The 25,762-nt window shown below is 64.2% G+C and carries 29 protein-coding genes; 18 read left to right on the top strand and 11 right to left on the bottom strand.

Annotated features, from left to right (window positions below; genetic code table 11):
- Positions 1–22: 22 nt before the first annotated feature.
- The gene (locus tag LXE91_RS13085) at positions 23–811 is read right to left on the bottom strand and encodes a hypothetical protein (protein WP_003056223.1); all 789 of its coding nucleotides are present in this window, start codon (positions 809–811) and stop codon (positions 23–25) included.
- A 6-nt stretch (positions 812–817) separates the two neighbouring features.
- Positions 818–1,720, bottom strand: a complete 903-nt coding sequence (locus LXE91_RS13080; protein WP_003056222.1) for a WYL domain-containing transcriptional regulator — start codon at positions 1,718–1,720, stop codon at positions 818–820.
- An 89-nt stretch (positions 1,721–1,809) separates the two neighbouring features.
- On the opposite strand from LXE91_RS13080, the gene LXE91_RS13075 reads away from it, so the two are divergent.
- From LXE91_RS13075 to LXE91_RS13055, 5 genes are all read left to right on the top strand, one after another.
- Positions 1,810–3,003 (top strand): ComEC/Rec2 family competence protein, encoded by a 1,194-nt coding sequence (locus LXE91_RS13075; protein WP_003056221.1) that lies wholly within the window; start codon positions 1,810–1,812, stop codon positions 3,001–3,003.
- Positions 3,000–5,255, top strand: a complete 2,256-nt coding sequence (locus tag LXE91_RS13070; RefSeq protein ID WP_003056220.1) for a Mov34/MPN/PAD-1 family protein — start codon at positions 3,000–3,002, stop codon at positions 5,253–5,255. The genes LXE91_RS13075 and LXE91_RS13070 overlap by 4 nt, the downstream gene beginning before the upstream one ends.
- A 45-nt stretch (positions 5,256–5,300) precedes the next feature.
- Positions 5,301–6,371, top strand: a complete 1,071-nt coding sequence (locus LXE91_RS13065; RefSeq protein WP_003056219.1) for a ComEC/Rec2 family competence protein — start codon at positions 5,301–5,303, stop codon at positions 6,369–6,371.
- A gap of 376 nt (positions 6,372–6,747) precedes the next feature.
- Positions 6,748–7,098: a DUF2958 domain-containing protein gene (locus LXE91_RS13060; protein ID WP_003056217.1), complete on the top strand. Its 351-nt coding sequence runs from the start codon at positions 6,748–6,750 to the stop codon at positions 7,096–7,098.
- Positions 7,099–7,161: 63 nt separating this feature from the next.
- Positions 7,162–7,440: a hypothetical protein gene (locus tag LXE91_RS13055; protein ID WP_003056215.1), complete on the top strand. Its 279-nt coding sequence runs from the start codon at positions 7,162–7,164 to the stop codon at positions 7,438–7,440.
- A 142-nt stretch (positions 7,441–7,582) separates the two neighbouring features.
- Here LXE91_RS13055 and LXE91_RS13050 read toward each other — a convergent pair whose 3' ends face one another.
- Together LXE91_RS13050 and LXE91_RS13045 are read right to left on the bottom strand one after the other, a co-directional pair.
- Positions 7,583–7,882 (bottom strand): hypothetical protein, encoded by a 300-nt coding sequence (locus LXE91_RS13050; protein WP_003056213.1) that lies wholly within the window; start codon positions 7,880–7,882, stop codon positions 7,583–7,585.
- 147 nt (positions 7,883–8,029) lie between these two features.
- On the bottom strand, positions 8,030–8,293 hold the full coding sequence (locus LXE91_RS13045; RefSeq protein WP_012204589.1) for a hypothetical protein: 264 nt from the start codon (positions 8,291–8,293) through the stop codon (positions 8,030–8,032).
- A 525-nt stretch (positions 8,294–8,818) separates the two neighbouring features.
- On the opposite strand from LXE91_RS13045, the gene LXE91_RS13040 reads away from it, so the two are divergent.
- From LXE91_RS13040 to LXE91_RS13030, 3 genes are all read left to right on the top strand, one after another.
- The gene (locus LXE91_RS13040; RefSeq protein WP_003056211.1) at positions 8,819–9,646 is read left to right on the top strand and encodes a DUF932 domain-containing protein; all 828 of its coding nucleotides are present in this window, start codon (positions 8,819–8,821) and stop codon (positions 9,644–9,646) included.
- A 75-nt stretch (positions 9,647–9,721) separates the two neighbouring features.
- Positions 9,722–11,788: a ParB/RepB/Spo0J family partition protein gene (locus tag LXE91_RS13035; protein WP_003056209.1), complete on the top strand. Its 2,067-nt coding sequence runs from the start codon at positions 9,722–9,724 to the stop codon at positions 11,786–11,788.
- Between the two features lie 62 nt (positions 11,789–11,850).
- Entirely contained in the window at positions 11,851–12,060 is a 210-nt protein-coding gene (locus LXE91_RS13030; RefSeq protein ID WP_003056207.1) for a hypothetical protein, read from the top strand.
- Positions 12,061–12,190: 130 nt separating this feature from the next.
- Here LXE91_RS13030 and LXE91_RS13025 read toward each other — a convergent pair whose 3' ends face one another.
- On the bottom strand, positions 12,191–12,709 hold the full coding sequence (locus LXE91_RS13025; RefSeq protein WP_046543669.1) for a GNAT family N-acetyltransferase: 519 nt from the start codon (positions 12,707–12,709) through the stop codon (positions 12,191–12,193).
- Between the two features lie 821 nt (positions 12,710–13,530).
- Here LXE91_RS13025 and LXE91_RS13020 point away from each other — a divergent pair.
- Positions 13,531–13,845, top strand: coding sequence for a DUF736 domain-containing protein (locus LXE91_RS13020; protein WP_003056203.1), 315 nt, complete (start codon positions 13,531–13,533; stop codon positions 13,843–13,845).
- 353 nt (positions 13,846–14,198) lie between these two features.
- On the opposite strand, the gene LXE91_RS13015 is transcribed toward LXE91_RS13020, so the two are convergent.
- Positions 14,199–14,492 (bottom strand): helix-turn-helix domain-containing protein, encoded by a 294-nt coding sequence (locus LXE91_RS13015; RefSeq protein ID WP_003056202.1) that lies wholly within the window; start codon positions 14,490–14,492, stop codon positions 14,199–14,201.
- A 224-nt stretch (positions 14,493–14,716) separates the two neighbouring features.
- Here LXE91_RS13015 and LXE91_RS13010 point away from each other — a divergent pair, with 224 nt between their 5' ends.
- The 9 genes from LXE91_RS13010 to LXE91_RS12970 all read left to right on the top strand — a co-directional run bounded on the left by LXE91_RS13010 (position 14,717) and on the right by LXE91_RS12970 (position 22,080).
- On the top strand, positions 14,717–15,064 hold the full coding sequence (locus LXE91_RS13010; protein ID WP_012436206.1) for a DUF2958 domain-containing protein: 348 nt from the start codon (positions 14,717–14,719) through the stop codon (positions 15,062–15,064).
- Positions 15,065–15,405: 341 nt separating this feature from the next.
- Complete coding sequence (locus LXE91_RS13005) at positions 15,406–16,155, top strand: DUF2285 domain-containing protein (RefSeq protein ID WP_012436207.1); 750 nt, start codon at positions 15,406–15,408, stop codon at positions 16,153–16,155.
- 83 nt (positions 16,156–16,238) lie between these two features.
- The gene (locus LXE91_RS13000) at positions 16,239–16,520 is read left to right on the top strand and encodes a helix-turn-helix transcriptional regulator (protein ID WP_012436208.1); all 282 of its coding nucleotides are present in this window, start codon (positions 16,239–16,241) and stop codon (positions 16,518–16,520) included.
- Positions 16,521–16,546: 26 nt separating this feature from the next.
- Positions 16,547–17,395 carry a replication initiator protein A gene (locus LXE91_RS12995; protein WP_012436209.1) on the top strand — a complete coding sequence of 283 codons (849 nt, stop codon included), beginning with the start codon at positions 16,547–16,549 and terminating at the stop codon, positions 17,393–17,395.
- Positions 17,396–17,648: 253 nt separating this feature from the next.
- Complete coding sequence (gene parA, locus LXE91_RS12990) at positions 17,649–18,287, top strand: ParA family partition ATPase (RefSeq protein ID WP_003056189.1); 639 nt, start codon at positions 17,649–17,651, stop codon at positions 18,285–18,287.
- Positions 18,284–18,547: a hypothetical protein gene (locus tag LXE91_RS12985; protein WP_012436211.1), complete on the top strand. Its 264-nt coding sequence runs from the start codon at positions 18,284–18,286 to the stop codon at positions 18,545–18,547. The genes parA and LXE91_RS12985 overlap by 4 nt, the downstream gene beginning before the upstream one ends.
- The gene (locus LXE91_RS12980) at positions 18,544–19,077 is read left to right on the top strand and encodes a DUF2840 domain-containing protein (protein ID WP_012436212.1); all 534 of its coding nucleotides are present in this window, start codon (positions 18,544–18,546) and stop codon (positions 19,075–19,077) included. The genes LXE91_RS12985 and LXE91_RS12980 overlap by 4 nt, the downstream gene beginning before the upstream one ends.
- Positions 19,074–19,661 carry a S26 family signal peptidase gene (locus tag LXE91_RS12975; RefSeq protein ID WP_012436213.1) on the top strand — a complete coding sequence of 196 codons (588 nt, stop codon included), beginning with the start codon at positions 19,074–19,076 and terminating at the stop codon, positions 19,659–19,661. Before LXE91_RS12980 ends, LXE91_RS12975 begins: the two co-directional genes overlap by 4 nt.
- Positions 19,662–20,097: 436 nt before the next feature.
- Positions 20,098–22,080 (top strand): relaxase/mobilization nuclease domain-containing protein, encoded by a 1,983-nt coding sequence (locus tag LXE91_RS12970; protein WP_046543666.1) that lies wholly within the window; start codon positions 20,098–20,100, stop codon positions 22,078–22,080.
- A 47-nt stretch (positions 22,081–22,127) separates the two neighbouring features.
- Here LXE91_RS12970 and LXE91_RS12965 read toward each other — a convergent pair whose 3' ends face one another.
- From LXE91_RS12965 to LXE91_RS12945, 5 genes are read right to left on the bottom strand one after another with little or no spacing between them, the layout of a single operon-like run.
- Positions 22,128–22,562: an enoyl-CoA hydratase/isomerase family protein gene (locus LXE91_RS12965; protein ID WP_230965135.1), complete on the bottom strand. Its 435-nt coding sequence runs from the start codon at positions 22,560–22,562 to the stop codon at positions 22,128–22,130.
- Positions 22,552–22,923, bottom strand: coding sequence for an enoyl-CoA hydratase/isomerase family protein (locus tag LXE91_RS12960; RefSeq protein WP_230965136.1), 372 nt, complete (start codon positions 22,921–22,923; stop codon positions 22,552–22,554). Before LXE91_RS12960 ends, LXE91_RS12965 begins: the two co-directional genes overlap by 11 nt.
- Positions 22,924–22,956: 33 nt before the next feature.
- Positions 22,957–23,739, bottom strand: a complete 783-nt coding sequence (locus LXE91_RS12955) for an SDR family NAD(P)-dependent oxidoreductase (protein ID WP_035479509.1) — start codon at positions 23,737–23,739, stop codon at positions 22,957–22,959.
- A gap of 30 nt (positions 23,740–23,769) precedes the next feature.
- Positions 23,770–24,555 carry an enoyl-CoA hydratase/isomerase family protein gene (locus LXE91_RS12950; RefSeq protein WP_027015145.1) on the bottom strand — a complete coding sequence of 262 codons (786 nt, stop codon included), beginning with the start codon at positions 24,553–24,555 and terminating at the stop codon, positions 23,770–23,772.
- 11 nt (positions 24,556–24,566) lie between these two features.
- A complete protein-coding gene (locus LXE91_RS12945; protein WP_035479512.1) occupies positions 24,567–25,748 on the bottom strand; it encodes a thiolase family protein in 1,182 nt (393 codons plus the stop codon).
- Between the last annotated feature and the right edge of the window lie 14 nt (positions 25,749–25,762).

Below are 25,762 nucleotides of genomic sequence, written 5' to 3'. Positions count from 1 at the left end.
TGTTTGGAGATTGGGCAGAACCTCAGTCTGTAGTCGGTTTTACGGCTTTCTTCCGTGAGGAGGAAGAAGGCAACGACGGCAAACATTCAAACAAACGTTCCGCATAGACGAATCCCATCCGCCTTACTGCGTCCTGATCGAAATACAGTAGCCATGCGGCAAGTAGCGCCAGCGAAATGAGCAATGTCAAGCCTGCGGCAAGCCCTGGATCGGCAAGGTGCACCAAGTCAAATTGGAGAGGTGCTACCTGCAAAATCTTTGCAATCAACAATCCGTAGACGACGCCCATGAGGCACGACAGGATACCGACAGGCTTCATCGCCAGCATGTTGCGATGAAATCCATAGGCGATGTTCTCTTTCAGCAAGAGCTGCTTGTTGGAACGCGTGAGTTCGCGAAGCCGCTTAGTGGCACCGATGTAGATGTCGTCTGCCTTGTCTGGGTTTGCTGATTCTTCTTCTGCCGTTGGCATGGCGATACCCAACTTGGCAGTGATCGCCGTGTGATAACGCTGCTTGCTGACACCATCAAGGAACTTGTCGCGGTGGCGTAGTGCGATGGTCGTGGGCATGCCACCCCATTTTGAGACCAGCATCTCTTCAAGTTTTTTACCACGTCCGCGCGCTACGCTCGCGAGTGCATAGATAGCGCCGCAGCCGCCCAGCAGGCCGATCACACCTGTAAGCACAGGGTGCCGAGCCCCGTAGACGCACAACAGCGGCACCAGCACGGGTAAGGCCACAAGAAGGCCAGGGATAACACGTGCCTTGCGCTCGTAGGGGTCTTTGACCAGTTCAAAAATTGTTGTCATGTGAAGTCAGGCCTGTGCCGCCAAGGCGTCGATATAGGGTTGGATTTCATCGCGGTTTTTCAGCGTGATCTGCTGTGCGAGGGGGTCTGGTGCTTCCTTGGTATGCAAACCCAAACGTCTCAGCGTGTAGTACAGAAACGCTTGGCGGCATGGAAGTTTGACCTCTCCATCTTCCATGCCGTAGTCCAACTCTAAGACTCGTTTCTTGGCTGCAGGCAAATCGGGATGCGGTGCAAGTACCAGCGTCAATACAGTTTGCCAATGCGAATCTTGGTTGGAGTCCACTTGGGTCGCCTCGAAGCCATCGATGCGCAGGATTCGAGCAAGGACGAAATCGCTGAAGCGCTGGCGCTTGTGGCAAAACGCGCGCATGTGCCAGCGAAAACCGTCATTGCCAAGGGCGTGGGGAGACAGCAAGCGAACCGATTCATCCAACGACGTCATGGACTGGTAGCTCACCAGAATGGATTCCTGCTGGCGGATTGCGCGCACCACTGCTTCGACGGTCTGCTCATTGATCGTGCGCCAAGGGGACGGGGCCCAATCTGTCTCCGGCGCGGAGCCGATGAAGCTGGCCGTCGGCTCGACAATTCCCATCTTTGTCGCTAGCAGTTCTGCTAGATAGCGTTGCGCCGAGCTTCGTTGGTAAAGCGGGTGAAAACTCTGCGCTGCCGTGTAGGTCTTGGAGCTGCGGTCGTAAGTCAGGTTGCTCGGCGCCAACTCCATGTACTTGGAAATGTCCAGCGATGCCTGCGGGACCGAAATACCAAAGTGCTCGGTGAGATCCATCCGGTTGATGCGCCGCTCCCAGCGCAGACGGAAATCGATGAATTGAAGTCTGCTCTCCAGCCCCCAACTTAGCCCCTTAGGCTCAGCAGGTTCGGCGGCAGGAACGGAAGGTTTTTGCATCAGTCACGCCTAAAAAGTAGACGGATATAAAAAATCGTCGTACATTAACTATACGCGATCATCCTTCGGTCGTCTACCCGGAGACCCCAGTGCCTACAACCATCACGTTTTTTCCCGTCGACAACGGGGACATGACCCTCATCAAGTTCGGCGATCTCGACGCGACGACTCTGCTGATCGACGTAAACATCAGGCAAGACGCCGACGACCCTGACGGGGAGGCGCGCGATGTCGCCAAGGATTTGCGCGAACGACTGAAGAAGGATGAGAACGGCAGGCCGTATGTCGATGCGTTCCTGCTGAGCCACCCGGATCAAGACCATTGCCGAGGGTTGAAGCGACACTTCTACCTAGGGCCACTCGACAAGTACCCGGACGACAAGAAGGACGACAAGGACAAGAAAATCGTGATCCGCGAGATGTGGTCGTCCCCGATCGTGTTTCGACGCGCCAGCAAGACGCACACCTTGAGCGACGACGCCAAGGCATTCAACACGGAGGCGCGTCGGCGCGTGCAACTGAACCGTGACAAGAATTTCGCCGTCGGGAACGGTGACCGCATTCAGATCATGGGCGAGGACATCGACGGAAAAACCGATGATCTCACTTCGATTGTGCGGAAGGTGGACACGCGCTTTTCAACGATCAATGGCAAGAGTTCCGCATTCTTTTCTGCGTTTCTTTTGGCTCCACTGGACGCCCAGGATGACGAGGAAGAGGAAGAGTGCCTGGTCAAGAACCAGTCCAGCGTTATTCTGAACATCACGTTGGCGGCTGACGCGCAGACGCCGGATGGTGCGAAATTCCTTACTGGTGGCGATGCTGAGGTGTTCATCTGGAACCGCCAGTGGCAACGCCACAAGGCTGAAGCAGATGTGCTTGAGTACGACATCATGCAGGCGCCTCATCATTGTTCCTGGCATTCGCTGTCCTATGACAGCTGGTCCGACTACCGTGAAAAAGCCAAGCTCGATGCTGATGCTCGCAAGGCGCTTTCGCAGACCCGTGACGGCGCCGTCATCGTCGCCAGCTGCAAGCCGATTGCAGATGATGACAGCGATCCGCCCTGCATCCGTGCGAAGCGTGAGTACGTGACGATCGTGGACGAAGCAAAAGGCGAGTTCTACTGCACAGGCGAGTACCCCAGCGAAAAGTCCGTGGAACCGCTCGTTTTCACCGTAACCGCTCAGGGTGTGCAACCTCCCTCGAAGAAGGAGTCCGGATCGAAGGCCGCTGCCGTGGTGACCTCTGCGCGCACCCCCATGCCGCACGGAGCATCATGACGGGCACCATCGCAGACGCACTGCATCAACTTCAGCGGCATCGAGGCCTTATCCGCGTTGGCGAGCCAAGGACAACTGGTGCATCGACGGAGATTGAAGTCGATGTTGCGGTCCAACTGCCGAACAGGTCTCGGCGCAATGGTATCTCTGAGACCGGAGTGCGCACCGTCGAGACGTGCGTGCTGGTATTCGGTAGTGACTGGCCCCTGTCTGCACCCGAGCCCTTCTTACGTGCGGACTTCCCGCTCAACTTGCCGCACATCAACCCCCATCGCCAAGGCGAGTTAGTCTCGCCGTGCCTATTCGAAGGGTCGTTGAACGAGCTGCTGCATCGGTTTGGCCTGGACGCCGTTGTCGATCAGTTGATCGACTGGCTGCACAAGGCCGCGGCCGGAACACTCCTGGACCTGGAGCAGGGGTGGGAACCAACGCGCCGAGACAGCTGTCCTTCGACCGTTGTATTCAGTGCCGAGAAGGTCGCGGCCGCCGCTCCCGCTGACGGCACGATTCTGGTGGTTCCCGCAGGCTACGTGACGATCGATGGCGGTCTGTACGCCATCATCAACGCCGAACTGACCGCACAAGTCGATCCTGTGTTTTATCAGGATGTTCACAACGACAAGCTGGGCAAATGGGGGAACGGCCATGCCGCGGCCTTCATCGCGCGCGCTCCGATGACCGACGGCCTCCCGCATGTGATCGGACGCTATCAACCAGAGACAGTTGTCGATCTCGCGACGCTGCTCGATCGAGCAGCGGAGCTTGGTATTGATCGCGACGCTTTGGCCCAGGAAGTGGACGGTTATTTCGGACGCTCAATCCTGGATATGCGACAGGACTCGCATGGCTGGGTGCATGGTTTGTACGCGATTGTGATTCTGGCTGTGCAAAGGCCAGCGTCGCTTGTGGGCTCGCCAGGGAGGAGTGTCGAGGTATTGCCCTATGTGGTGCGCTATGAACTCAACGCTCAATCGCTCCTGGAGCGTAACGCCACGGTTCACCCGGCCTTTCACGCGCATGCGTTGTCTCCTGAACTGCTGGCAAGGACGTCCGGCATTCCATACGCAGCCACATCACAGCCGCTGGTCGTGCTCGGCTGCGGAAGCGTGGGATCGAAAGTCGCGATGCAACTGGGGCGAGCGGGCTTTGGTTCGATGACTTTCGTCGACAACGAACCCATGTCGCCTCACAACGCCGCGCGGCATGCACTCATTGAGCGGGCATCAGTTCTGGTTCCGCCTCGGAAGTCGGCGCTGATGAAGACAGCCTTTGAATCGCTGTCGCATCTTCAATCGCGAGCGTTCGACACCGACGCAGTGACTCTTTTGGTCGATCCGGAACAGTTTGCGGCAACCGTTCCGCAGGATGCGGCCCTCATCGTGGATGCGACGGCGTCACTTCAGGTGCTGGCTGCAGAAACACAATCGGCAGCGTTGGATCAATCCCCAGCCCGATTGGCACGGATCGCGATGTATGGTCAGGGGCGCTGTGTGGCGGTATTGCTCGAAGGAGCTGGCCGTGCCGGCCGAGTTGACGACCTCACGGCGTTCTTGTTCGAGTGCTGCCGGTTTGCACCGGAACTGCGTGCGTCGATTGCCGGCGAGACGTCTGAGCCGACTCGGATTTTCGTGGGTGACAACTGTCGTTCGCTGACGATGCCTATGTCTGACGCCGTTGTTTCGCGGTCGACGTCACTGGCCGGCCTGCAACTGGAACGATGGCTCGTTGATGGGCTTCCGAAGGAAGCGACGCTTTGCGCCGGAATCTCAGATGCCGAAGGCCTTGGAATGGCATGGACCCGCGCCAGCCTTGGCCCGACCACTGCGCTTGAAGTCGCAGACGATGGTGGCTGGAACATTCGGGTCCTGTCCCCAGTTGCGCAAGCAATCCATGCTGATGCGCTGCGCTGGGGTGCTCTGGAAACAGGCGGCGCCTTGATCGGCCGCATCTCGTTTGAAAATCGAACCATCACCATTGCAGGCCTTGTTGAGGCACCGCCTGACAGTGTTCGAGAGGCCGCCCGCTTCGTCCTCGGAACCAACGGGCTTGTTCAAAATTTGCGCGCCGCAAACGCGGCCTCTTTGGGGTATCTCGCCTTTATAGGAACGTGGCACAGCCACCCGAAAGGCGGCGCACATTCGGGTATCGACCGAAATACATTGCGCGGCATCGCCGAGGATGCTGGCGGCCTTCCGGCCGTGTCGTTGGTATGGACTCCGACAGGACTCACGTGTGCGGTGGATCGCTGGTAGGTGCAAAGCCACCGGCACTTTGTTGGCATAAAACAAGAGGGATGTATGGCTGACTACTTCGAGATCGACTTTCTTGGCGTCGAAACAGCGAAAAGCGGGGACGCGATCACGCTGCGCTACTCGGTGAATGGCACCGAGGGCGTGCACGTTGTTGACGGTGGGTATCTGGATACGGGTGATCAGATAGTCGAGCATCTGAAGACGTACTATGGAACAACAGTCATCGACCATGTGATCCTCACGCACCCAGATCGCGATCACGCCAACGGACTACGAAAAGTCCTGGAGCAATGCACGGTCAGGAATCTTTGGATCAACCGGCCGTGGATATACGCGGACCAGTTGATCGATCGCTTTGAGACCTATGAATCGGTTGAAGCCCTGCGACGGAAGTTGCGCTCAATCTACGATGCCACGGCAATTCTTGAGGATATTGCGGTGGAGAAGGGAATTCCAATCCATGCCCCCCTTCAGGGGCAGAGCATCGGTCCGTTCGCGGTCATGGCACCTACCCTGGGGCGCTACTTGGACCTGATCGTGGACTCCGCGAAGACACCGGAAGCTGTCGAAGAAAGTGCTTTTGATAGCGCGCTGAGCAGCATATTCCGGGCAGTGAAGGCCGCGACCGCCTACATCAAGTCCCTGTGGGGCGAGGAATATTTCCCGCCTGAGCCGACCAGTCGTGAGAATGAAATGAGTGTGGTGCAGTCGGCTGTCTTGAACGGTCATCGCGTCATGCTTACTGGCGATGCCGGGCGTGAAGCACTGCAGGAGGTGATCGACTACGCACCTTTCGTGGGACTCGCGCTGCCAGGTATTCGGTATTTCCAAGTGCCCCATCACGGCGGGCGACACAACGTTTCGACCGAAGTCTTGGATCAACTGCTCGGCCCACGGTTGAACAGTATGCCGGACAAGCACCATTGGAATGCCATATGCAGTTCTGCCAAGGCGGATGAGGATCATCCGCGGAAGTCGGTGATTCGCGCCGTATTGCACCGGGGTGGGCACTGGGCGGCAACTGAAAGCCAGAACATACGCATCGGGGCAGGCATCACCCGCGATGGCTGGGTGCCGATTCCCCAGGCGGCGTATCCGGAAGATCAAGAAAATTGACAGCGCCTGAAGGCCAGCACCACTTTTCAACTGCCTGCTGGCAACTTGGCCTGCATCCCGACGTTCCTTCGTCGGGCTCATGGGCTGCGCCCCGAGCTTCGTGCCGAATCGCAGTCATCCGGCTTCAAGCCCGGACGCTCTGATCTGGACTGACGCTTCGGACCTGCGCGCTACGCTTGTCAATACCGGGGTGGCTGCGTGGTGAGGTGTGGCGGCTTGCTGTTCCCTTCATCGTGCCACGGCGTGCTCGCCGTCAATGACTGCGCACCTTCGGCGCTTGCGGCCTGGCGGCCGTCTTCGATCTTTGACTGCTTGCGCTGCGCCGTGCCCTGCAAGGGCTGGGCAATTCCGCCCGGTAACCTTACAGGAGTTCACCATGAACCACGCATTCATCACGGACGAGCAGCGCATCGTGCTGCTGGCCAACGGCCGCGAATCCTTGGAGAACCCGGACTTCGATCCGGCCCCAGTGGTCAAGCTGTTCACGCCGGATGCCGGCGCGACCTGGCTGCTGACCGAGATTGATCCCGATGACCACGATCACGCCTTCGGTCTTTGCGACCTGGGCCTAGGGATGCCGGAAATCGGCTGGGTCAGTCTTTCCGAACTGGCGACCGTGCGCGGGCGGCTGGGCTTGCCGGTAGAGCGGGATCTGCACTTTCGTGCCGAGAAGCGGCTGAGCGCCTATGCGCGCGATGCGCGGCTGGCGGGGCGTGTCGTTGTCTGACCTGGTTCTGGGGCGCCGCAAGGCGCTCCTGAGCGTTCTCAATCATTTCAGGAGGTCAAGGCCATGAGCAGCCACCACGACTACATCCTCGAAATCACGGCAGAGCATGATGCGTTCAAGCCGTTCCCACCGGAGAACGGCCAGCCCTTGCGCTTTGCGCTCGGCGACGCGGTGATCTATACCAACGAGTTTGGCGCACAGTTCCGGTGCCGCGTCACCGGGTTTTATCGTCCCAGCGGACTTTCGGGCCTGTACGCGCGCGGTGCGCGCTACCTGCTGGACTCGTCATCGCCGTGGATGCCGGTGTCGGAAGCCAGCCTGCGCCCCGACGACCCGGCCTGATGCCTTCGCGCCCCTGGCGGGGCGCTGCGCGCTGCGCTTGCCTCCAGGGGAAAGCCCTGCGGGCTATCCCCGCCGCGCAGGCTTGGCGCCCCTCTCGCGCAGCGAACCGGCTGGTGCCGGATCGCTCCCTTCATGCCGGACATTACGATGGCACTTCGGGCGTGGGTGTGTCGGGTTCGTAGTCGCCCAGCCACTCGAAGAGACGTTCGATATCGCAGTCCAGCTGGTTCAGCGTGGCCTGGGCCATTGCGTACCAGGTGGTGCCGTCGTCCGTTTCTTCGGAGGCGGACAGCAGGACGTTGAGCTGTGCGCGCCGTCCCAGCAGGCGCTGCATCTCGTTGCCTACCGTCTTGCGGTCGGTGGTCCAGATGAGGGTCGGCAGAAAGATGCCAGGCCCTTCTGCTCCAGGCGCAGGCGTTCCGGGTTGCATGGGATCGCTCATGGTGGTTCTCCAGAAGGTGGAGATTCCACGGTAGGCATTGGCCCGTGACCGGGCCACTCGAAATTCGCGCTATTTCGGGGGGATTTCGGGATCAGCGCCGATCGGCCGTGGCGCAGTCATGCGGGCGGGCTGCCTTTGAGCCGGTGCTTACCAGGGCTTCCAGCGCCGCTGGGGTGTTTGCGGCACGGCGCCGAGCAATTGGATCGGCGGCAGTGCATGGGGCGCATTGTTCCTGGGGAAGCGCCGGCGCACTTCGCATTCCAGTTCGTGCGCGAGGCCGCGTGCGTCCTTCTCGCCGCGCAGTGCCCGTTGCCGCCAGTCTCGGGCCTGGGCCATCAGTTCATCGTCTTGTAGGGCTCGTATGTCCATGCCATTGCCATTTTGCCGATGGCTGGGTGGGTAGCTGTCCACGGGGATTTCATTGAAGTCATGTGGGCGTCCCCGGCCACCTGGGAGATGGCCGGTCGCGCTCTCGTGCTAGCGCATCGAGCCGCCTGCGGCGTCTCGCCCCCTTCGGGCTTCGATCGTTCCCTCACTCCGTTCGGCTGACGCCTCCGGCCCGGCTTCCAGCTTCGAGCCTGCGCGCTTCGCTTGCCGTGCGGTCGGCTTGTGGGATGGCCGTTGCCATGTCCAGTCCTCTTCCCTGACTTCATCACCTTGTCCGCGACTGTAGCCCGCGGCCGTGTGCCGTCAAGGCGCGCAGGGCCGTGTCCTCGGCTGCGCCTGCGGGCCGCCCCCACCCTGCGCTTGTTTCCTTGACGGCCCCCGTCCGCGCGCTCCCTTTCGTCGCGGGCGATGAACTCAGGAAAGACGGTGGCAACAGGGCCAACCGGGTTCCTCGCGCCGACCGCACCGAACAGCCGAAAGGCTGGGCTTCGAATCTTGGAATCCGGTGTGCGGTTTTCTTCAACAGCCTTTTTGTTCAGGAGAAAGACCATGCAACTCGCATCCCGCTTCGCTTCCCATTCCCCCGCATTGCGCAGCGACTCCCCGCTGTCCGATGACCAGATCCGCCGCGTGGCCCCGTCCATCTTCGCGGATGCCCCCCATGAAAGCCGCTCCGAGCGGTACAGCTACATCCCCACCGCCGCCGTGCTGACCGAGCTTCGCAAAGAGGGGTTTCAGCCCTTCATGGTGTGCCAGACCCGCGTTCGCAACGAGGGCCGGCGCGAGCACACGAAACACATGCTGCGCCTGCGCCACGCCAACCAGATCAACGCCCGCGAAGCCAACGAAATCATCCTGCTGAACTCGCACGACGGCACGAGCAGCTATCAATTACTGGGTGGCATGTTCCGCTTCGTTTGCAGCAATGGCCTTGTCTGCGGCGACACCGTGGGCGATGTGCGCGTGCCCCACAAGGGCGACGTGGCGGGCCATGTCATCGAGGGCGCCTATCAGGTGCTGAGCGGCTTCGAGCATGCGCAGGAATCGCGCGAATCCATGCAGGCCATCACGCTGGATGCCGGGGAATCGGAAGTGTTCGCCCGCGCCGCGCTGGCCCTCAAGTACGACGACCCAACCAAGCCCGCGCCCGTCACGGAATCGCAAATCCTGATGCCGCGCCGCTTCGACGACCGCCGCCCCGACCTGTGGAGCGTGTTCAACCGCACGCAGGAGAACCTGACCAAGGGCGGATTGCATGGCCGCGCCGCCAATGGCCGCAGACAGCAGACCCGCCCCGTGCAGGGCATTGATTCGGACATTCGCCTGAACCGCGCCCTGTGGCTGCTGGCCGATGGCATGCGCGCCCTCAAGGCCTGACCCCCTCTGACGTGTTCCCCGCCGGAGGGGCGGTTTCCCCTCCATTCCCTTGTTTCACTTGATTGGAGATTCACCATGAACGCCGTTACTTACACCGAAGCTCAAGCCCTCGACAGCCGCGCAAACGTGCTGCAAGCCGCCGACCCGAGCAAGCACATGATTCTGGTTCCGCTGTCGCGGCTGGTGCTGCGCCCCACGGGCCGCAACGTGCGCAAGACCGTCCCGCGCATGTCCATCCCCGAGCTGGCCGCGAGCATTCAGCGCGTGGGCCTGCTGCAAAACCTGATCGTGATTCCCGCCGCCGATGACCTGCATTACGAGGTGGTGGCAGGTGGCCGACGCTTTGCGGCCCTCAAGCTGCTGGCAAAGAAGCACCGTATCGCCAAGGATTGGGACGTGCCTTGCCTGCAGGTGGCCGATGGCACGGCCCGCACCGCCAGCCTGACCGAGAACGTGCAGCGCGAAGCCATGCACCCAGCAGACCAGTTTGAAGCCTTCGCCGCGCTGGTGGCCGAAGGCCGACCGATTGAGGACATTGCGGCGGATTTCTCCGTTACGCCGCTGGTGGTGCAGCGCCGCTTGAAGCTCGCCAATGTCTCGCCGCGTTTGATGGAGGACTACCGGGCCGATGCCGTGAGCCTCGATCAGCTGATGGCGCTCTCCATCACCGACGACCACGCCGCGCAGGAATGCGCGTTCTACGATGCGCCGCAATGGCAGCGCCAACCCTCGCACTTGCGCGAACGTCTGACGGAGCGCGAGATTGACGCCTACCGGCATCCGCTGGTGCGCTTCGTCGGGCTGGACACCTACGAGCAGGCGGGCGGCGGCATCCGCCGCGACCTGTTCGCGGAGGGCGATGCAGGCGTGTACCTGACCGACGCCGCGCTGCTGGAACGACTGGCGCAAGACAAGCTGGCGGGCATCGCCGCAGAGGTGAAGGCCGAGGGCTGGGCTTGGGCTGATGCCACGCCGGGCGTGACCCATGCCGATCTGCACGCCTTCCAGCGTGCGCCGAGGGAGCGCCGCGAGCCGAACAAGCGCGAAGCACAGCGCATCGAGAGGCTGCAAGCCAAGATGCAGGAGGTGGCCGAAGCCATTGATGCCGCGACGGACGCCGACGACGAGGACAAGGCCGATGCGCTGCAAGAGGAAGGCGAGCGGCTGGGCGAGCAGTTGCAGGCGCTGGAAGACGGCTTGCAGGGGTACGGCGCGAACGTGAAGGCCGCAGCCGGGGCCATCGTCACCATCGGCCGCAACGGCGAGGTGGTGATTCATCGCGGACTGCTGCGCGAGGCCGAGGCCAAGGCACTGCGCACACTGGAGAAGCTGCGCCAAGGGTTCAGCGACCCAGATGCCGCGAACGATGACGAAGGCGAGGACGACGAGCCGCCCAAGGCAGCAGCGATTTCCGACCGACTGGCCCAGCGCCTGAGCGCCCATCGCACCGCCGCGCTGCAAATCGAGGTGGCCCGGCATCCGCAGGTGGCGGTGGCCGCGCTGGTGCATGGCATGGTGCAGACCGTCTTGCAGGGCCGCTACTACGGGCGCGACCTGCCGCTGGGCGTGAGCCTGAAAGTCCAAGACCGGCTGGACGGCATGGCCCCGGACTGGCCCGAGTCACCCGCCGCCGTGGCGCTGCGTGAATTGCAGCAGGCGTGGAGCGGCAAGCTGCCCGAGGACAGCGCCGAACTGTTTGCCGCGCTGCTGGCGATGGAGCAAGGCGAACTGGTCAAGCTGCTGGCCGTGTGCGTGGCTTCCACGGTGGACGTGGTGACGCCTCGCGCCACACCGCACCAGCCCGGCGAGGAACTGGCGCAGGCCGTGGGCCTCGACATGGCCGCATGGTGGCAGCCGACCGCCGAGGGGTATTTCAAGCACGTTCCGAAGGCGGCAGTTCTGCAAGCCGTGGGCGAGTACGCGCCCGATCAGGTTTCCCGGCTGGCGAAGCTGAAGAAGGCCGACATTGCCAGCGAAGCCGAGCGGCTGGCCGATGGCGCGGGTTGGATGCCTGCCATCTTTAAGGTCGAAGGCCCGCAGCAGGCAGTGAAGGAAAGCGCGCAGGAGGCAGGCCCGGAGCAGGACGCCCCGGAGGATGCCGAGGCAATGGCGGATGAACCCGCCGAGGCGCTGGCCGCTTGACCCACGCCGAAGGCAAGCGCCCCGGCTTCGACCGGGGCGCTTCGCTGCAAGGAGAAGCCCCCATGACCCGCACCACCACCAACCGCCCGCGCATGGCGGCGGTCTATGCACCCGGCACGGTGCGCGCCCGCCGCTGGCACGGCGATGGCGACGTGCGCGGCTACCGACCGCCCTCGGGCTGGTCGGCCCGCGCTGACCTCACCGACATACATCCCATCACGGGCCGCGCCTTGCCGCGTGCCGTGTGGTGGATCATCGAAACGAAGGAATGATCATCGTCAGCACCGCGCCCAGGCCGTTCCGCCCTGGGCGCGGTGAAACGCATAATCCGGGCGCGGCGGTGGCCGCGCCCGGTGTTGAAGCCGAATAGCCGGGGCATTACGCCGCCGCCTTCACTGGCACTCAGGCGGCGGCGTTGAAGGCATCGCTGTACTGCGCGATGCCTTCGGGCACTGGCCCATGGAAGGCCAGTGCGAGAAAATAGCCGGGCGGCTCGCCCGGCAGTTGCAGGCCCGCATGGGCCTGGAAGCCAAAGCGCCCGTAGTACGCGGGCTCTCCGAGCAGCACACAGCCTTCGGCCTGCATGGCCCGCAGTTCAGACAGCGCCTGTTCCATCAGGCGCGAGCCGATGCCGTGCCCCTGCCTCTGCGGCAGGACGGAGATCGGCCCCAGGCCGCACCAGCCTTTGGCCTTGTGGCCGTGGTCGTTGGTGATAGTCACCGGCGACAGAGCCACATGGCCGACGACCTGGCCGTGTTCTTCGGCCACGATGGAAAGCGTCAGTTCGCTAGCGTCGCGCAATGCACGCACGATGAATTGCTCCGTGTGGCTGGTGTGCGGCGCATCGGCGAAGGCGGCAATGGTCACGGCCTCGATAGCGGCAATGTCGTTCGTGGTTTCGTGTCGTAGCTGGATGGTCATGGTGTTCTGCGTTCCCTGCTCAAAATATAGAACGGCCTGGGCGTGTCGGCGCGTAGCGCCGCCGGGCTTTCGGGCTGCGCCCCGTGCCGACTTCGCTGTCACGGCCATTCGGCTTCAATCCACTCACGCCTTCGCGCCTGCGGCGCTGCGCGCTGCGCTTGCCTCCGGGGGATCGGCGCAAGGCCCATCCCCGCCGCGCGAGCTTGGCGCCCCTCGATGCCGCCGAACCGTCGATGCCGGATCGGCCCGGCCAGCGCCCCGCCGCAATGGACGGAGCTGGCGAACACGCTGGTGCTTGCTGCGGCAGGTTGTGCGAATGCGTGCCGTCCTCAACGCTGGCGGTTCTCGCCCATCACGTCACGAAGGACGGTTCACGGACATCCCGCCCGGCATCGCTATGGAGCTTCCACGCCACGCCTCAAGACCGGCGCCGCAAGGTGCGGCCGGGGCGTTCTCGCTTGTCGTCGGGTGGTTGACCTGGCCCGCGTCAGTGGGCGAGCCGGTGCTGCCTTCGTGCGGGGATGCCGAGCCGGCCCTGCCTCCTTTCGATGCGGTTCGGCCCAAGGCGTCCTTGTGTTGTTGTGAATCCTAGCGGTGGCGCGGCTGCGCCTCGGGCTTCATGGCTGCAACCGTCCGGCGAAAACAATTTCCCCTGCTTTGTCACTGCGTTCGGCGCATTCCTCGCGGGACAAATTCTTTTCGCCTCCCGGCTCTCCACTGCGTTGCGACCGCAAGCGGTGCAGCCCGCCCGTCCTCCGCCGGCCGGATCACAACAAGGACGCGATGGGCGCGAACCTTGTTCCACCAAAAGGAGTTTCATCATGGCCAACATCGGCACCTTCACCGCAGACAAAGACGGCTTCACCGGCACGCTTCGCACCCTGACGCTCAACGTCAAGGTCAAGCTGGTGCCCAACGACAAGGGGGACAACGAGAAGGCCCCGGACTTCCGCCTGCAGGCCGCCAGCCACGACATCGGCGCGGCGTGGAAGAAGACCAGCGAGGCCGGGCGGGAGTACATCTCCGTGACCCTCGACGATCCTTCGTTCCCGGCCACGGTCTATGCCCGCCTGATCGAAGGAGAGAACGGCACGCACGACCTGATCTGGTCGCGCAGCAAGCCCCAGGCGGCCTGACGGCCGCCAGCGCCCCGCCCACTGCGGCGGGGCGCTGTACTGCTTGGATCAGCAGACTGGAAGGCTTGGCTCTCCCAGCTTCGTGATGGTAGTGGTCGGGCAGCATCACCATGACTTCGTGTTGCCAGGGCGAATGCAGGGCGATTCGGCGCACTGCGCCGACCGGGCTTTGCGGGCTGCGCCCCATGCCGACTTCGCCGTCATGGCCATTCGGCTTCAATCCCTATCGCAGCTGCGCGCTTCGCTTGCCTCCGGGGGAAAACCCTGCGGCCTCTCCCCGCCGCGCGATGCTTGGCGCCCCTGAAGTCCCCGAACCGGCTGCACCGGATCGGCCACGCCAGCGCGGTCGCACGCTATGGCGTGTCACTCTTCTTCGCCACAGTCTCCAACTCCTGGCGCACCTGCGCCAGCAGCTGATCGACCTGCTGCAGGTCGTCGCCGGCATAGGCCAGCGTCAGCAGCGTGAGCGGGTGCACCTCCATGACCTCGCACAGCTCGGCCAGCTTGTTCAAGGTGGGGCTTTTGAGGTCGCGTTCCAGCGTGCTCATGTAGGTGCGGCTGGACACGTCCGAGAACGCTTCCTGGCTCAAACCACGTGCTTTCCTGATGGTCTTTAGTGCCTCCGACAATGTATGTTTCGCTGCCAACCCTGGATCTCCGCAAAATCCAAGATGACATCCGATTGTAGCCCTATAGGGCTACAATCTATAGTGTTCAACTATGCCCGCCTGCCGCTTTCGTGCTTTTACGGAAATCCGTATCTGCAGCTTCTCACAGAAGCACAAAACCGCATCCGTGCCTTTCCTCAAACCCGCCGATACGGTTCTGCGCTTTCACTCTTCGGCGGTTTTGTACGAATGAGGGGGTATCTATGAACCGGCTCATCACCGAGGACGAGCGCAAGCAACTGCTGGAACACGGCCGGGTCCGGGCCGCTGGCTTGGCCAATGACCCGTTGCCCGTGGTGCGGTTGTTCACGCCAGATGCGCACGCCACCTGGCTGCTGACTTCGCTCGATCCCGTCGATGGCGACACGGCCTACGGCCTGATCGACCTGGGAATCAGCATGCCCGAGTTGGGGACGGTGAAACTTTCCGACCTGGCTTCCATCGTCGGGCCACGCCAGCAACCCGTCATGCGGGATCGGTATTTCCGGGCGGTGCGCCCGTTGTCGGAGTACCTGCGGCTGGCTAAGGAGAACGGTTCCGTCCTCGATTGAGCCGTTCGCGCCACGGTCTAGCCGGGCGCATTGAGACTATTTCGGTCTTGCTTCAGACCTGTCAGGTCTTAGTTCGCACTGTTGCACCAAACCGGTGCCATCCTGACGCAAACAGTCATGATGCCGGCCGTGCCATCGGGCACGGTGGGTATCGCAGGAGGCCGCATTTCCTCGCGCGCCACCGTCGCATTCAGACGATCCACGCAATCCATCGGATGCTTTTCGTCTTGACACGCAAGTTACTAATCTACCAGCTTATTCACGATTGGATGCTAGTTCGATGCGGTGACGTTTGCGTGTGAAACCGGTGACGGCCGTCCTGCTCTACGGGAGTTTGCGTCATGGCCGAACCGCACCACCTCGCGCACTGGTATCCGACCGCCGCCTACCTCTACGTGCTGTGCCTGGATACGCTGGCACTGGCCTGGGAGTATCTGCGCCGCCATCCCGATTACCGGCTTGACTGGCTCCACCGTGCGCGCCGCCTCGATGCTGCGCATCGCTGGGGCTTGCGTCTGCTGGAAGACCCGGCCCTGGATGCGCGTGACGCGCATCCGGCCTGGCTGCCTGGCCATGAAGCCGTGGTGCAGCTCCACCCGGATGCCGATCCGCCGCCTGACGCTGCGGCCTTCGCCTTCTGGTGCATCCCCGGTCACAAGCAGCTGCTGCATGACGGCAAGGGCCTGGCGCTGATCGCGCGCAGTTCAGGCCATTGCCTGCGCTATGCGCTGGCGCCTGGCCTGGAGGACGGCATGGCCGTGGCTTACGCCCACCGCGGTCACGGCACCACGCATGTGCCCGACACGCCTGCGCCAATGGCGCGGCCCAGGCCACCGCCTGCGGCGCTGCTGGAGCTGCACACCCTGCAGGCGCTCGATGCGACCCTGGCGGGTGCGTCCTTACGCGACGTAGCTGAAGGCTTGTTCGGCGCGGATGCCGCAGCTGGTTGGTACAGCGACGGCGGCCTGCGCTCCAAGGTGCGCCGCCTGGTGCGGCGCGGCGATGCGCTGATGCGCGGCGGCTATCGCCGCCTAGCACAACTGCCGCCGCTTGAGAAGGGTCGTTTTGAAGAGAGCGCAAAACGACCCTGAGCACGAGGGCTTCGTTTTCTGAGACTGCCTCCATCCGGTTGCGCTGTGTGGCCGGAGCCCTGCAACCGATGGAGGTTCTCACCATGCGTCCTGCTCCCTTGCGGCCTGCCGCTACTGTCTCGACCGCTGCCGCGCAACCGCAGCGTTATCTCACCAACGACGAGGCTGCCGATTACCTGCGGCTGTCGCCGCGCACGCTGGAAAAGCAGCGCGTGCTGGGTGGCGGCCCCAAGTTTCGCAAGTTCGGCCGCCGCGTCATGTACGCCGTGGCCGACCTCGATGCCTGGGCTGCGGATCGCAGCTTCGAGAGCACGTCCGATCCCGAATACGCCGAGCAGCACTCGGCGGACAGCCGTGCGCGCTGATCGCTGGAGTGCGGGTGGCCTTCGCCATGTCCAGCCCATCCGGGGCAGTCAGGCAGGAGCGCGAACAGCTCGATCTGTTCCGCGCCTTGCCGGGCAACATGGCGCCGCGCGACAGCCAGGACCTGATGGCCTTTCCGTTCTTCTCGCTGGCAAAGTCGCGGCGCACGGCGCCCATCGACTTCCAGGCCAGCGGCGTGACGATCCGCGTGGAGGGCACGCAGGAGCACGGCATCGCCACGATTTGGGACGCGGACGTGCTGATCTGGGCGGCTTCGCAGATCGTGGAAGCCCGCGACGCGGGCTTGCGCCCGTCGCGGCTGATGCAGGCCACGCCCTACGAGATCCTGCGCTTCATCGGGCGCGGTACGTCGCTGCGAGACTACCAGCGCCTCAAGGCGGCGCTGGATCGCCTGCAATCCACGACGGTGGCCACGTCGATCCGCGAGACGACTGGGCGGCGCCTGCATCGCTTCTCGTGGATCAACGAGTGGAAGGAGCTGGCCGATGCCAAGGGCACGCCCTTGGGGCTGGAGCTGATCCTGCCGGACTGGTTCTATGCGGGCGTGCTCGATGCCGCGCTGGTGCTGACCATCGATCCGGCGTATTTCCAGCTGACGGGCGGGATCGAGCGGTGGCTGTACCGTCTGGTGCGCAAGCACGGCGGGCGACAGCCGGGCGGCTGGCAATTCGACTTCCGGCACCTGCACCGCAAGTCGGGCAGCACGGCCAAGCCCTACGACTTCGCCTGCGACCTGCGCGCCCTGGTGGCGCGGCAGTCGCTACCGGGCTACGTCCTGGGCATCGAGCGGCTGGATGGCGCCGAGCTGCTGACGTTCCGGCCAGGGCGTCCCGTGCCGTCCGCGGCACGGGGATAAACGGTGCGCGCCCTGTGGACGGACTCGTGCTATCAGGCGTGCCCGGTGTCGTGCTATCAGGCGTGGGACTATCGTGCTATCAGGCGTGTCCATCGGCCGCAAAGCCAATGCTGGCGCGGGTTTCGGCCTCCCTTAACTTCCCTAACTTAAAACATCTAACTGATAGTAGAAGCGCCGCGCCACGGTGGACAACCACCACGCTGCCCGAAATCCAGCTGCAACAGCCAGGCTTTCCAACGCGGAGGGCCAGGCCATGATCGTCGCGCTGCTGAACCAAAAAGGCGGCGTGGGCAAGACCACGCTCGCCACCCACATCGCCGGCGAGCTGGCGATGCGCGGGCAGTCGGTCATCCTGCTGGATGCCGATCCACAGGGCTCCGCGCTGGACTGGACACAGCGCCGCAGCCAGCAAGGTTTGCCAAGGCTGTTCAGCGCCGTGGGCCTCGCACGCGAAACGCTGCATCAGGAAGCACCAGAACTCGCCAGGCGGGCCGATCATGTCGTCATCGACGGGCCACCCAGGATCGCTGCCTTGGCGCGCTCCGCGCTGCTGGCGGCCGAGCGGGTGCTGATCCCGGTGCAGCCCAGCCCCTACGACCTGTGGGCCAGCGCCGAGATGGTGGCGCTGATCCGTGAGGCGCAGGTGTTCCGGCCTGCGCTGCGCGCGGCCTTCGTCATCAACCGGCGCGTGAGCACCACCGTGATCGGACGCGAGGCCCGCGGCGCGCTGGCCGAGCAGCCGCTTCCTGCGCTGCGCGCGGAAGTGCATCAGCGCATCGTGTTCGCCGACAGCGTGGCCGCCGGCCGGCTTGCACGCGAGACGGCGCCAGACAGCGCCGCCGCGCGCGAAATCACCGCGCTGGTCGATGAACTGCTGCGGTGGCCGTCATGAGCAGTCCCGCCAGCAAGCGCACGGCAAAGCGCGTCGGTATCGGCGCGCGTCCGCCCGCGAATCCGCACGCTGAGGCGTGGATTCGCCAGGGCAGCGCCGATGACCTCCAGAAAGGCGACCTCTACACAGCTCGCCTGACCCTCGACATCACGCCCGCCATGCGGGCGCGCATCAAGGTATCGGCCTTCACGCTAGGCGTGACGGTGGCCGATCTGCTGCGCGCGCTGCTGGAGCGCGAATTCCCGGAGAAGTCCTCATGAACACGTCCGCCTCAACGACTTCGACTGCATCGGCACCGCCGTCCATCCCGCCTGTCGGCGTGGCCGACGGCGTGCCGCTGACGCGCGTTGCGCTCGCATACATCGACCAACGCTTCGACCTCTACCTGCGCTTCGGTGATCCTGCTCACATCATCCGGTTGGATCGCTGGCGCCGCTGCGCGGTGTTCACTCCGAATGCGGTTCTCTGCCGCATCCGTTGGCAGGCCAACGACTACGGCACGATCCGCTGGCAGCTCATGGTGATGCAGGCGTGCATGTCGATGGATGGCGCGCAGCGCATCCCCGGCGTGCAGCCAGGCGCGCGCCTGTTGCTGCACGCCGAGGGTGAGCAGTCGGTGCGTGCGGTGCTGGCACGCATCGACGCCATCGAGGCGCTGGGCATCGTGCCTGCTGGCGCTTCGCCCGCGTACTGGCGCACGCTGGGCAACCGGCTCGCGGCGCGCCTGCAGTTGCCCGAATACAGCGCCGAGCGGCACGCCGCCTGGCTGGCCGGGAGAGCGCTGTCATGACCACGATTTCTGTTTCCACTGCTGTCACGCATCCTCGCTCGCGCCTGCGCGCTCGCATCGTGCTGGCGGGCCTGTCCGTCTGCGGCCTCGCTGCGCTGGCCTGGGCGTCCTTCGTGCATCCACTGCCGCGCCTGACCTACAACCCGTCCGACAGCGTGGCGGTCGGTTGGTATCGCGTCGATCCGCTCGACCATCGCACCAGCTCGCCGCCACATCCTTTGTCCGTGGGCAGCATCGTGCTGGTGCCGCTGCCTGCCGAGGCTGCCGCGCTCGCTGCGCAGCGCGGCTACCTGCCGACGCGCATCCCGTTGCTCAAGCGCGTGGGCGCGGTGGCGCCGCAGGAGGTGTGTATCGCCGACGGCAGAGTCCTTATCGACGGCGTGCCTTCGGCCGCCGTGCTGTCTGCCGACCGCTGGGGCCGGCCGCTGCCATCCTGGCAGCAGTGCCACCGCCTTCGGCCTGGCGAGCTGTTCCTGCTCAGTGTCACCAATCCGGCGTCGTTCGACAGCCGGTATTTCGGGCCGGTCAGCGCAGCCGCCGTGATCGGCGTTGCGCGTCCGGTCTGGTTGGAGTCGCGCCCATGACGGCCGCCGATTCGCTGCGCATCGTCGTGCTATTGGGCGTGTCGTTCGGGCTGCTGTCGCGGTGTCGTCGTGCGTGCAGTGCGAGCGCATCCGCGCGGCACTTCGCGCTGCCTCCGGCGCAGCCGTCCCACGTGCAGGCGTCTTGCCTCGAACACGGCTGGCCTGCGGCCATCGCCGTGTTCGCCGGTGCGCTGGCTGCTGGTGCAGCCTTGCCACCGGGCCGCAGTTGCCGGGAGCGGATGCGAGAGGCAAATGCGGAAGGCAAGACAAAAGGGTGCGGCACCTGTCGGCCCGCAAAGCCAGTCTGCACATGGGGGTGGCGCGACACGCAGCGGCTTCGCCACCGTGCCGCGTGGGGCGCGAAGCCCGCGCCGATGCGGGCATGTCCGCGTGCTTCGCACGCCCGGACACGCCAGAACTTGCAAGGAGCACAGCCATGACCGACCGCCGCGACGACGATTTCCGCATCCGTCCCAGCGCCCCGAAGAACCGGGGCCAGAGCTTCGTCTCCAAGGTACTCAAGCAGGCGGGCAAGGCCAGCGGCGGTAAGTCCTCGGTGCGCCGTCCTGGTGGCAGTAGCAAGAGTGCCGGCTCCGGCCAGCGGCCCGGCTCACGCTTGGGACGCGGCCACACGGCGGCGCGCTTCGCGGGGGCGAAGCTCACGTCCATGTCGCGGCGTGTGACCATCAAGACGCTGCTGCTCAATCAGCACCGAGCCAGCCCGCAGTCGCTTGCCAAGCACCTGCGCTATATCGAGCGCGATGGTGTGGGCCGCGATGGCGAGTCGGGCCAAGCCTACGGGCCGCAGACCGATGCCGCCGACCTCGATGCGTTCAAGGAACGCTGCGCCGACGACCGGCATCACTTCCGCTTTATCCTTTCGCCCGAAGATGGCGCGGAGCTGGAAGACCTGCGCACCTATACCCGGCACCTCATGGGTCGCATGGAGGCCGACCTTGGCACGGGCCTCGATTGGGTGGCCGTCAATCACTGGAACACCGACAACCCGCACACGCACATCGTCGTGCGCGGGCGCGACGACACCGGCAAAGACCTCATCATCGCGGGCGACTACATCGCCGATGGGTTCCGCCATCGCGCCGCCGAACTGGCGACCGAATGGCTGGGGCCGCGCACCGAGCTGGAGATCCAGCAGACCTTGCGGCGCGAGGTGGATCAGGAGCGGTGGACGAGCCTGGATCGCACCTTGAAGCGCGAGGCCGGCGACGATGGCATGGTGCATGTCGAACGGCTCAACGAACCCCGACTGCAACGCCAGCGTCTGCTGCTGATCGGCAGGTTGCAGCGTTTGCAGCGCCTGGGCCTGGCCGACGAGGCCCAGCCCGGCACGTGGACCGTCCACAACGATGCGGAAAAGACCCTGCGCGCCCTGGGCGAGCGCGGCGACATCATCCGCACCATGCAGCGGGCCATGCGCGGCGAGCCACGCGAACTGGCGGTGTTCGAGCCTGGGGACGATGGCCGAACCATCCTCGGCCGCGTGGCCGCGAAGGGGCTGGCCGACGAACTGCACGACCGGGGCTATCTGGTCATCGACGGCGTGGACGGCAAGGCCCACTACGTTGCGCTCAACGCCCGCGACGAGCTGGCGAACTATCCGACCGGCGCCGTGGTGGAGGCAAGGAGATCGGCTGACGTGCGCGCGGCCGACAAGAACATCGCCGCGTTGGCGAGCGATGGCCTGTACCGCACCGACCACCACCTTGCCATCGCGCAGGGTCAGGCCGTGCCCGGCCGCGATCCGCCGGAAGTGGTCGCGTCCCACGTCCGCCGGCTGGAAGCCTTGCGCCGTGCCGGTATCGTGGAACGGGTGGCCGAGGGGCTATGGAAGGTGCCGGACGACTTGCCCGAGCAGGGCCGTCGCTACGATGCGCAGCGCCTGGGCGGCGTGGCGGTGGAGCTGAAATCGCACCTGCCCATCGAGCGGCAGGCCCGCGTGATCGGAGCCACCTGGCTCGACCAGCAGTTGATCGGCGGCGGCTCGGGCCTGGGCAACCTGGGCTTTGGCAGCGAGGTCAACCAGGCGATGCAGCAGCGCGCCGAATTCCTGGCCGAACAGGGGCTGGCAGAGCGGCGCGGGCAGCGCGTAATCCTCGCGCGCAATCTATTGGCGACACTACGCGATCGGGATGTGATTCGGGCTGCCAAGGATATTGCCACCGAAACCGGGCTGGAACACCGTCTGGCGGCCGATGGCCAGCGCGTGACCGGCATCTACCGGCGCAGCCTCATGCTCGCCAGTGGCCGCTTTGCCATGCTCGATGATGGTATGGGGTTCAGCTTGGTGCCATGGACGCCGGTCATCGAACAACGACTCGGCATGCTGATTTCTGGGCAGGTACATGGTGGCACCCTATCCTGGCAAATCCGACGGCAGCAGGGTTTATCCGTTACCTGACGCCAGCAGCGATTGAGCACCTACCGACCGGATGCGTCTACAGCCGTTCAGCGTCCGGCAAACTGCGGGACTCGCTTTGCGACGAACGCGTGAACCGCTTCCAGCGAATCTGTGGTTTTCGAGGCTCGATTCATTTCGGCCGCCTCCAGCCTCAATGAGGTCGCCAGATCACTCTCGAAGGCAGCGAGTTGCAGGCGCTTGGCGCCCGCATAACCTTGCGTTGGTCCGACCGAAAATTGCACCGCCATACGCCGCGCTTCGCCCAGCAGGCTCTCGCCAGGAACCACTTTCTCGACCAATCCCCAGGCCAAGGCCTCGTCCGAACTGACTACGCGATTGGTCAAGATCATGTCTCGTGCGCGTCGTCCACCCACTGCGCGTGGAAGTAGCCAGCTGATGCCGAAATCCCCCGCGTATCCGAGGCCGGTATGGGCCGCCACAAACTTCGTCCCACTTGCGGCAATCAGGTAGTCAGAGGCCAAGGCAAGCCCGAGACCGCCTCCGGCCTCCGGCTACCGCGCCTTGTACGGCGCAGACTACCGGGAACGGCAGGCTGGCGAATTGAGGAATCATGCTTTCGGCCACTCTCAGTTCGTCATCGACCAAGGTAGACAACGCATCGCCTGCGGCCACCATTTCTTCGATGTCGCCTCCGCAACTGAACATCCGGCCCTCGCCGCGCAGCAGCAAAGCTCGAATCGAGCCATCGCGTTCGACATCTGCAATGACACCAGCGAGCACGTTTACGACCGACGTGCTCAACGCATTCATTTTTTTTGGCGAGTTGAGTGTTATGGTCGCGACGGCACCATTCTTTTCGAGAATTACCGGATTTCCAGGCATGCTGACGTTCCCTGATTGATCAAAATTTCAGCGTCAGCGCGGCGCCATGCGAATGGCACCATCCACACGAATGGACTCGGCATTCATGTAGCCGCAAGTAACGAGAAACTCGACGGCCTGCGCGAATTCATCGGGGTCGCCTAAACGCTTGGGGAAGGGCACGCTGGCCGCCAGCGCCTGTTTGACGTTGTCCGGCAGACCCAGCAGCAACGGTGTACCGAAGATCCCCGGCATGATGGTGTTGATCCGGATCCCTTCGTCCATCATGTCGCGCGCGATTGGCAGGGTCATGCCCACGATGGCTGCCTTGCTGGCCGCATAGCTGGCCTGGCCGACCTGGCCGTCCTGCGCGGCGGCCGAAGCAGTGTTGACGATGGCGCCGCGGTCGCCATCGGCCAGCGGCGCGAGCGTCAACATGCCCGCAGCTGACTTGGCGATGCAGCGGAAGGTGCCCACCAGGTTGATCTGAATGATGCGATTGAAACGATCTGCCGCGCATGGGCGGATTTCGCCGGTTTTCTTGTCGCGGCTGACAGTCTTGACGGCATCGGCAGTGCCGGCGCAGTTGACCAGAATGCGTTCCTGCCCAATGGCCGCGCGGGCCTTGGCGAAGGCGGCGTCCACCTGCTCCTCGGACATCACGTCCACATTGCAGTAAACGCCGCCGAGTTCGCTAGCCAACGCCTGGCCGAAGGTTTCGTTCATGTCGAAGATGGCGACTTTGACGCCATGGCTGGCCAAACGCCGGGCCGTGGCGGCTCCCAGGCCGGAAGCGCCCCCGGTGATGACGGCAGAGATGTCGGAGTTCAGTTGCATGGTTTTTCCTCGATGGGTGAGAAACAGGCGTTATTGGCCGGTAAAGTTGGGTGTGCGCTTGCCTAGGAATGCCGCTTGCCCTTCCAGGTTGTCGGCCGAACGCAAAGCGACGAGGAAATTGCGCTTCTCATGCTCCAGGCCTTGCGCGAGCGGAGTCTCAAAGCTGGCCAGTGCCGCATCTTTCGCCAGCGCCACGGCCAGCGGCGAATTGGCTGCAATCCGGTTGGCCATCGCCAACGCCGTCGGCAGGGCCTGGCCATCAGCCGTCACTTCGGCGACCATGCCTGCATCGCAAGCCTTGCGGGCGTCGATGAAATCGCCGGTCAGCAACAGGGCCATGGCCTTGGACTTACCGATAGCGTGGATCAGGCGCTGCGTGCCCCCGGCACCCGGAATGGCGCCCAGCTTGACTTCCGGCACACCGAAATTGGCGGACTCGCCAGCGATCGCGATGTCGCAGGCCAGCGCTAATTCTGTGCCGCCGCCCAGCGCGAGCTTTTCCACCGCTGCGATGACGGGCTTGGGGAAGCGCTCCAGTTCCGACCAAAAGTGGCCGCCTGCTGCCGCACGATCGCCCAGCAGTGGCTCGGCGCGCAGCGCATCGAAGGCCGTGATGTCGGCCCCGGCGCAGAACACGCCCTCGGCGCCGGTGATGATGACCGCGCGCACGGTATCGTCGTCGCGCAGTTGCACAAGCTGCGCACGCAGGCCATCGAATACCGCGCGGTTCAAGCTGTTCTTCGCGCGCGGGCGGTTGATGGTCAAGGTGGCGATGGCGCCATCGCGGCTGACGAGCACTTCGCTGGCTTCGCTCATGGTGGCCCCGCTCATCCAAGCCGCTCGATGATGGTGGTGTTGGCCGTGCCCGAGGCCTCGCAAATCGTCTGCAGGCCATAGCGGCCGCCCCGGCGCTCCAGCTCGCACAGCAGGTCAGTGAGCATGCGCGCGCCGGTAGAGCCCAGCGGATGGCCGATGGCTATCGAGCCGCCGTTGACGTTGAGGCGGTCGTCCAGGATGCCGAACTCCTGCTGAAACATCAGCGGCACGCCGCCGAAGGCCTCGTTGACTTCGAACAGATCGATATCGTCGAGGGTCAGACCCGATTCCTTCAGTGCCTTGCGGGTGGCGTCGAGCACGGCGGTGAACTGGATCACCGGGTCGGCGGCTGCCACGGCGGTGCTGACGAAGCGCGCACGCGGCTTCAGGCCGTATTGCTTGGCGTAGGCACGGCTGGCGATCAGCAGCGCGGCGGCACCGTCGCTGATCTGCGATGAGTTGGCGGCCGTGGTGGCGCCGTCGGCGGCAAACACGCCTTTCAGCGTGGCCATCTTCTCGGGGTTGGGGTCCGCGCGCACGCCCTCGTCGGCGGCGACGATCGGGCTGTCCGGATCGGCCGGATCCTCGGTCAGCCGCACCAGTTGATCCCTGACGCGGCCAGCCTGCGAGGCCTCGGTGGCCCGCCGATGGCTACGCACGGCGAAGGCATCCAAGGCCTCGCGCGTGAGACCGAAGCGCTTGTTCATCAACTCCGAGGAAGCGCCCTGCGGTATCAGCGGGTTGTCCTGGTAGCGCGCCAGTTCGCTCGGGCTGTATTGCGAGCCCAGCGGCGCGCCGGGCTTGAACGACGGCGGCATGGGGGCCTGCGACATCGACTCGACCCCGGCACCGATGACCAGTTGGTAAGCGCCCGCCCGGATGCCATGCACGGCAAAGCTCACCGCCTGCTGGCCCGACCCGCATTGCCGATCGACCGTCACCGCCGGCACGGATTCGGGCAGCCCCGCCGCCAATACGGCATGACGGCCCAGGTTGCCGTGCTGCTGGTCCCACTGCAGCACGCAGCCGACGATCACATCGTCCAGATCGGCCGGGTTGATGCCGGAGTGCTCGACCAGTTGGCGCAGCGTCTCGCCCAACAAATCGACGGGATGCCATTTCTGCAAGCGCCCGCCGCGCTTGCCCACGGGGGTGCGCAGCGCACCGACGATGACGGGTTCATGGTCATTCATGTTGTTCTCCTGGT

The organism is Burkholderia contaminans (assembly GCF_029633825.1).
GTDB lineage: Bacteria > Pseudomonadota > Gammaproteobacteria > Burkholderiales > Burkholderiaceae > Burkholderia > Burkholderia contaminans.
Note: the sequence above shows the minus strand (reverse complement) of the source record. Positions and strands in the feature narration are given on the sequence as shown.

Excerpts from the sequence above, each read along its gene's own strand:
- LXE91_RS13085 (WP_003056223.1), bottom strand. The coding sequence starts at position 811 with ATGACAACAATTTTTGAACTGGTCAAAGACCCCTACGAGCGCAAGGCA.
- LXE91_RS13080 (WP_003056222.1), bottom strand. The coding sequence starts at position 1,720 with ATGCAAAAACCTTCCGTTCCTGCCGCCGAACCTGCTGAGCCTAAGGGG.
- LXE91_RS13070 (WP_003056220.1), top strand. The coding sequence starts at position 3,000 with ATGACGGGCACCATCGCAGACGCACTGCATCAACTTCAGCGGCATCGA.
- LXE91_RS13065 (WP_003056219.1), top strand. The coding sequence starts at position 5,301 with ATGGCTGACTACTTCGAGATCGACTTTCTTGGCGTCGAAACAGCGAAA.
- LXE91_RS13060 (WP_003056217.1), top strand. The coding sequence starts at position 6,748 with ATGAACCACGCATTCATCACGGACGAGCAGCGCATCGTGCTGCTGGCC.
- LXE91_RS13055 (WP_003056215.1), top strand. The coding sequence starts at position 7,162 with ATGAGCAGCCACCACGACTACATCCTCGAAATCACGGCAGAGCATGAT.
- LXE91_RS13050 (WP_003056213.1), bottom strand. The coding sequence starts at position 7,882 with ATGAGCGATCCCATGCAACCCGGAACGCCTGCGCCTGGAGCAGAAGGG.
- LXE91_RS13040 (WP_003056211.1), top strand. The coding sequence starts at position 8,819 with ATGCAACTCGCATCCCGCTTCGCTTCCCATTCCCCCGCATTGCGCAGC.
- LXE91_RS13035 (WP_003056209.1), top strand. The coding sequence starts at position 9,722 with ATGAACGCCGTTACTTACACCGAAGCTCAAGCCCTCGACAGCCGCGCA.
- LXE91_RS13030 (WP_003056207.1), top strand. The coding sequence starts at position 11,851 with ATGACCCGCACCACCACCAACCGCCCGCGCATGGCGGCGGTCTATGCA.
- LXE91_RS13025 (WP_046543669.1), bottom strand. The coding sequence starts at position 12,709 with ATGACCATCCAGCTACGACACGAAACCACGAACGACATTGCCGCTATC.
- LXE91_RS13020 (WP_003056203.1), top strand. The coding sequence starts at position 13,531 with ATGGCCAACATCGGCACCTTCACCGCAGACAAAGACGGCTTCACCGGC.
- LXE91_RS13010 (WP_012436206.1), top strand. The coding sequence starts at position 14,717 with ATGAACCGGCTCATCACCGAGGACGAGCGCAAGCAACTGCTGGAACAC.
- LXE91_RS13005 (WP_012436207.1), top strand. The coding sequence starts at position 15,406 with ATGGCCGAACCGCACCACCTCGCGCACTGGTATCCGACCGCCGCCTAC.
- LXE91_RS13000 (WP_012436208.1), top strand. The coding sequence starts at position 16,239 with ATGCGTCCTGCTCCCTTGCGGCCTGCCGCTACTGTCTCGACCGCTGCC.
- LXE91_RS12995 (WP_012436209.1), top strand. The coding sequence starts at position 16,547 with ATGTCCAGCCCATCCGGGGCAGTCAGGCAGGAGCGCGAACAGCTCGAT.
- parA (WP_003056189.1), top strand. The coding sequence starts at position 17,649 with ATGATCGTCGCGCTGCTGAACCAAAAAGGCGGCGTGGGCAAGACCACG.
- LXE91_RS12985 (WP_012436211.1), top strand. The coding sequence starts at position 18,284 with ATGAGCAGTCCCGCCAGCAAGCGCACGGCAAAGCGCGTCGGTATCGGC.
- LXE91_RS12980 (WP_012436212.1), top strand. The coding sequence starts at position 18,544 with ATGAACACGTCCGCCTCAACGACTTCGACTGCATCGGCACCGCCGTCC.
- LXE91_RS12975 (WP_012436213.1), top strand. The coding sequence starts at position 19,074 with ATGACCACGATTTCTGTTTCCACTGCTGTCACGCATCCTCGCTCGCGC.
- LXE91_RS12970 (WP_046543666.1), top strand. The coding sequence starts at position 20,098 with ATGACCGACCGCCGCGACGACGATTTCCGCATCCGTCCCAGCGCCCCG.
- LXE91_RS12960 (WP_230965136.1), bottom strand. The coding sequence starts at position 22,923 with ATGCCTGGAAATCCGGTAATTCTCGAAAAGAATGGTGCCGTCGCGACC.
- LXE91_RS12955 (WP_035479509.1), bottom strand. The coding sequence starts at position 23,739 with ATGCAACTGAACTCCGACATCTCTGCCGTCATCACCGGGGGCGCTTCC.
- LXE91_RS12950 (WP_027015145.1), bottom strand. The coding sequence starts at position 24,555 with ATGAGCGAAGCCAGCGAAGTGCTCGTCAGCCGCGATGGCGCCATCGCC.
- LXE91_RS12945 (WP_035479512.1), bottom strand. The coding sequence starts at position 25,748 with ATGAATGACCATGAACCCGTCATCGTCGGTGCGCTGCGCACCCCCGTG.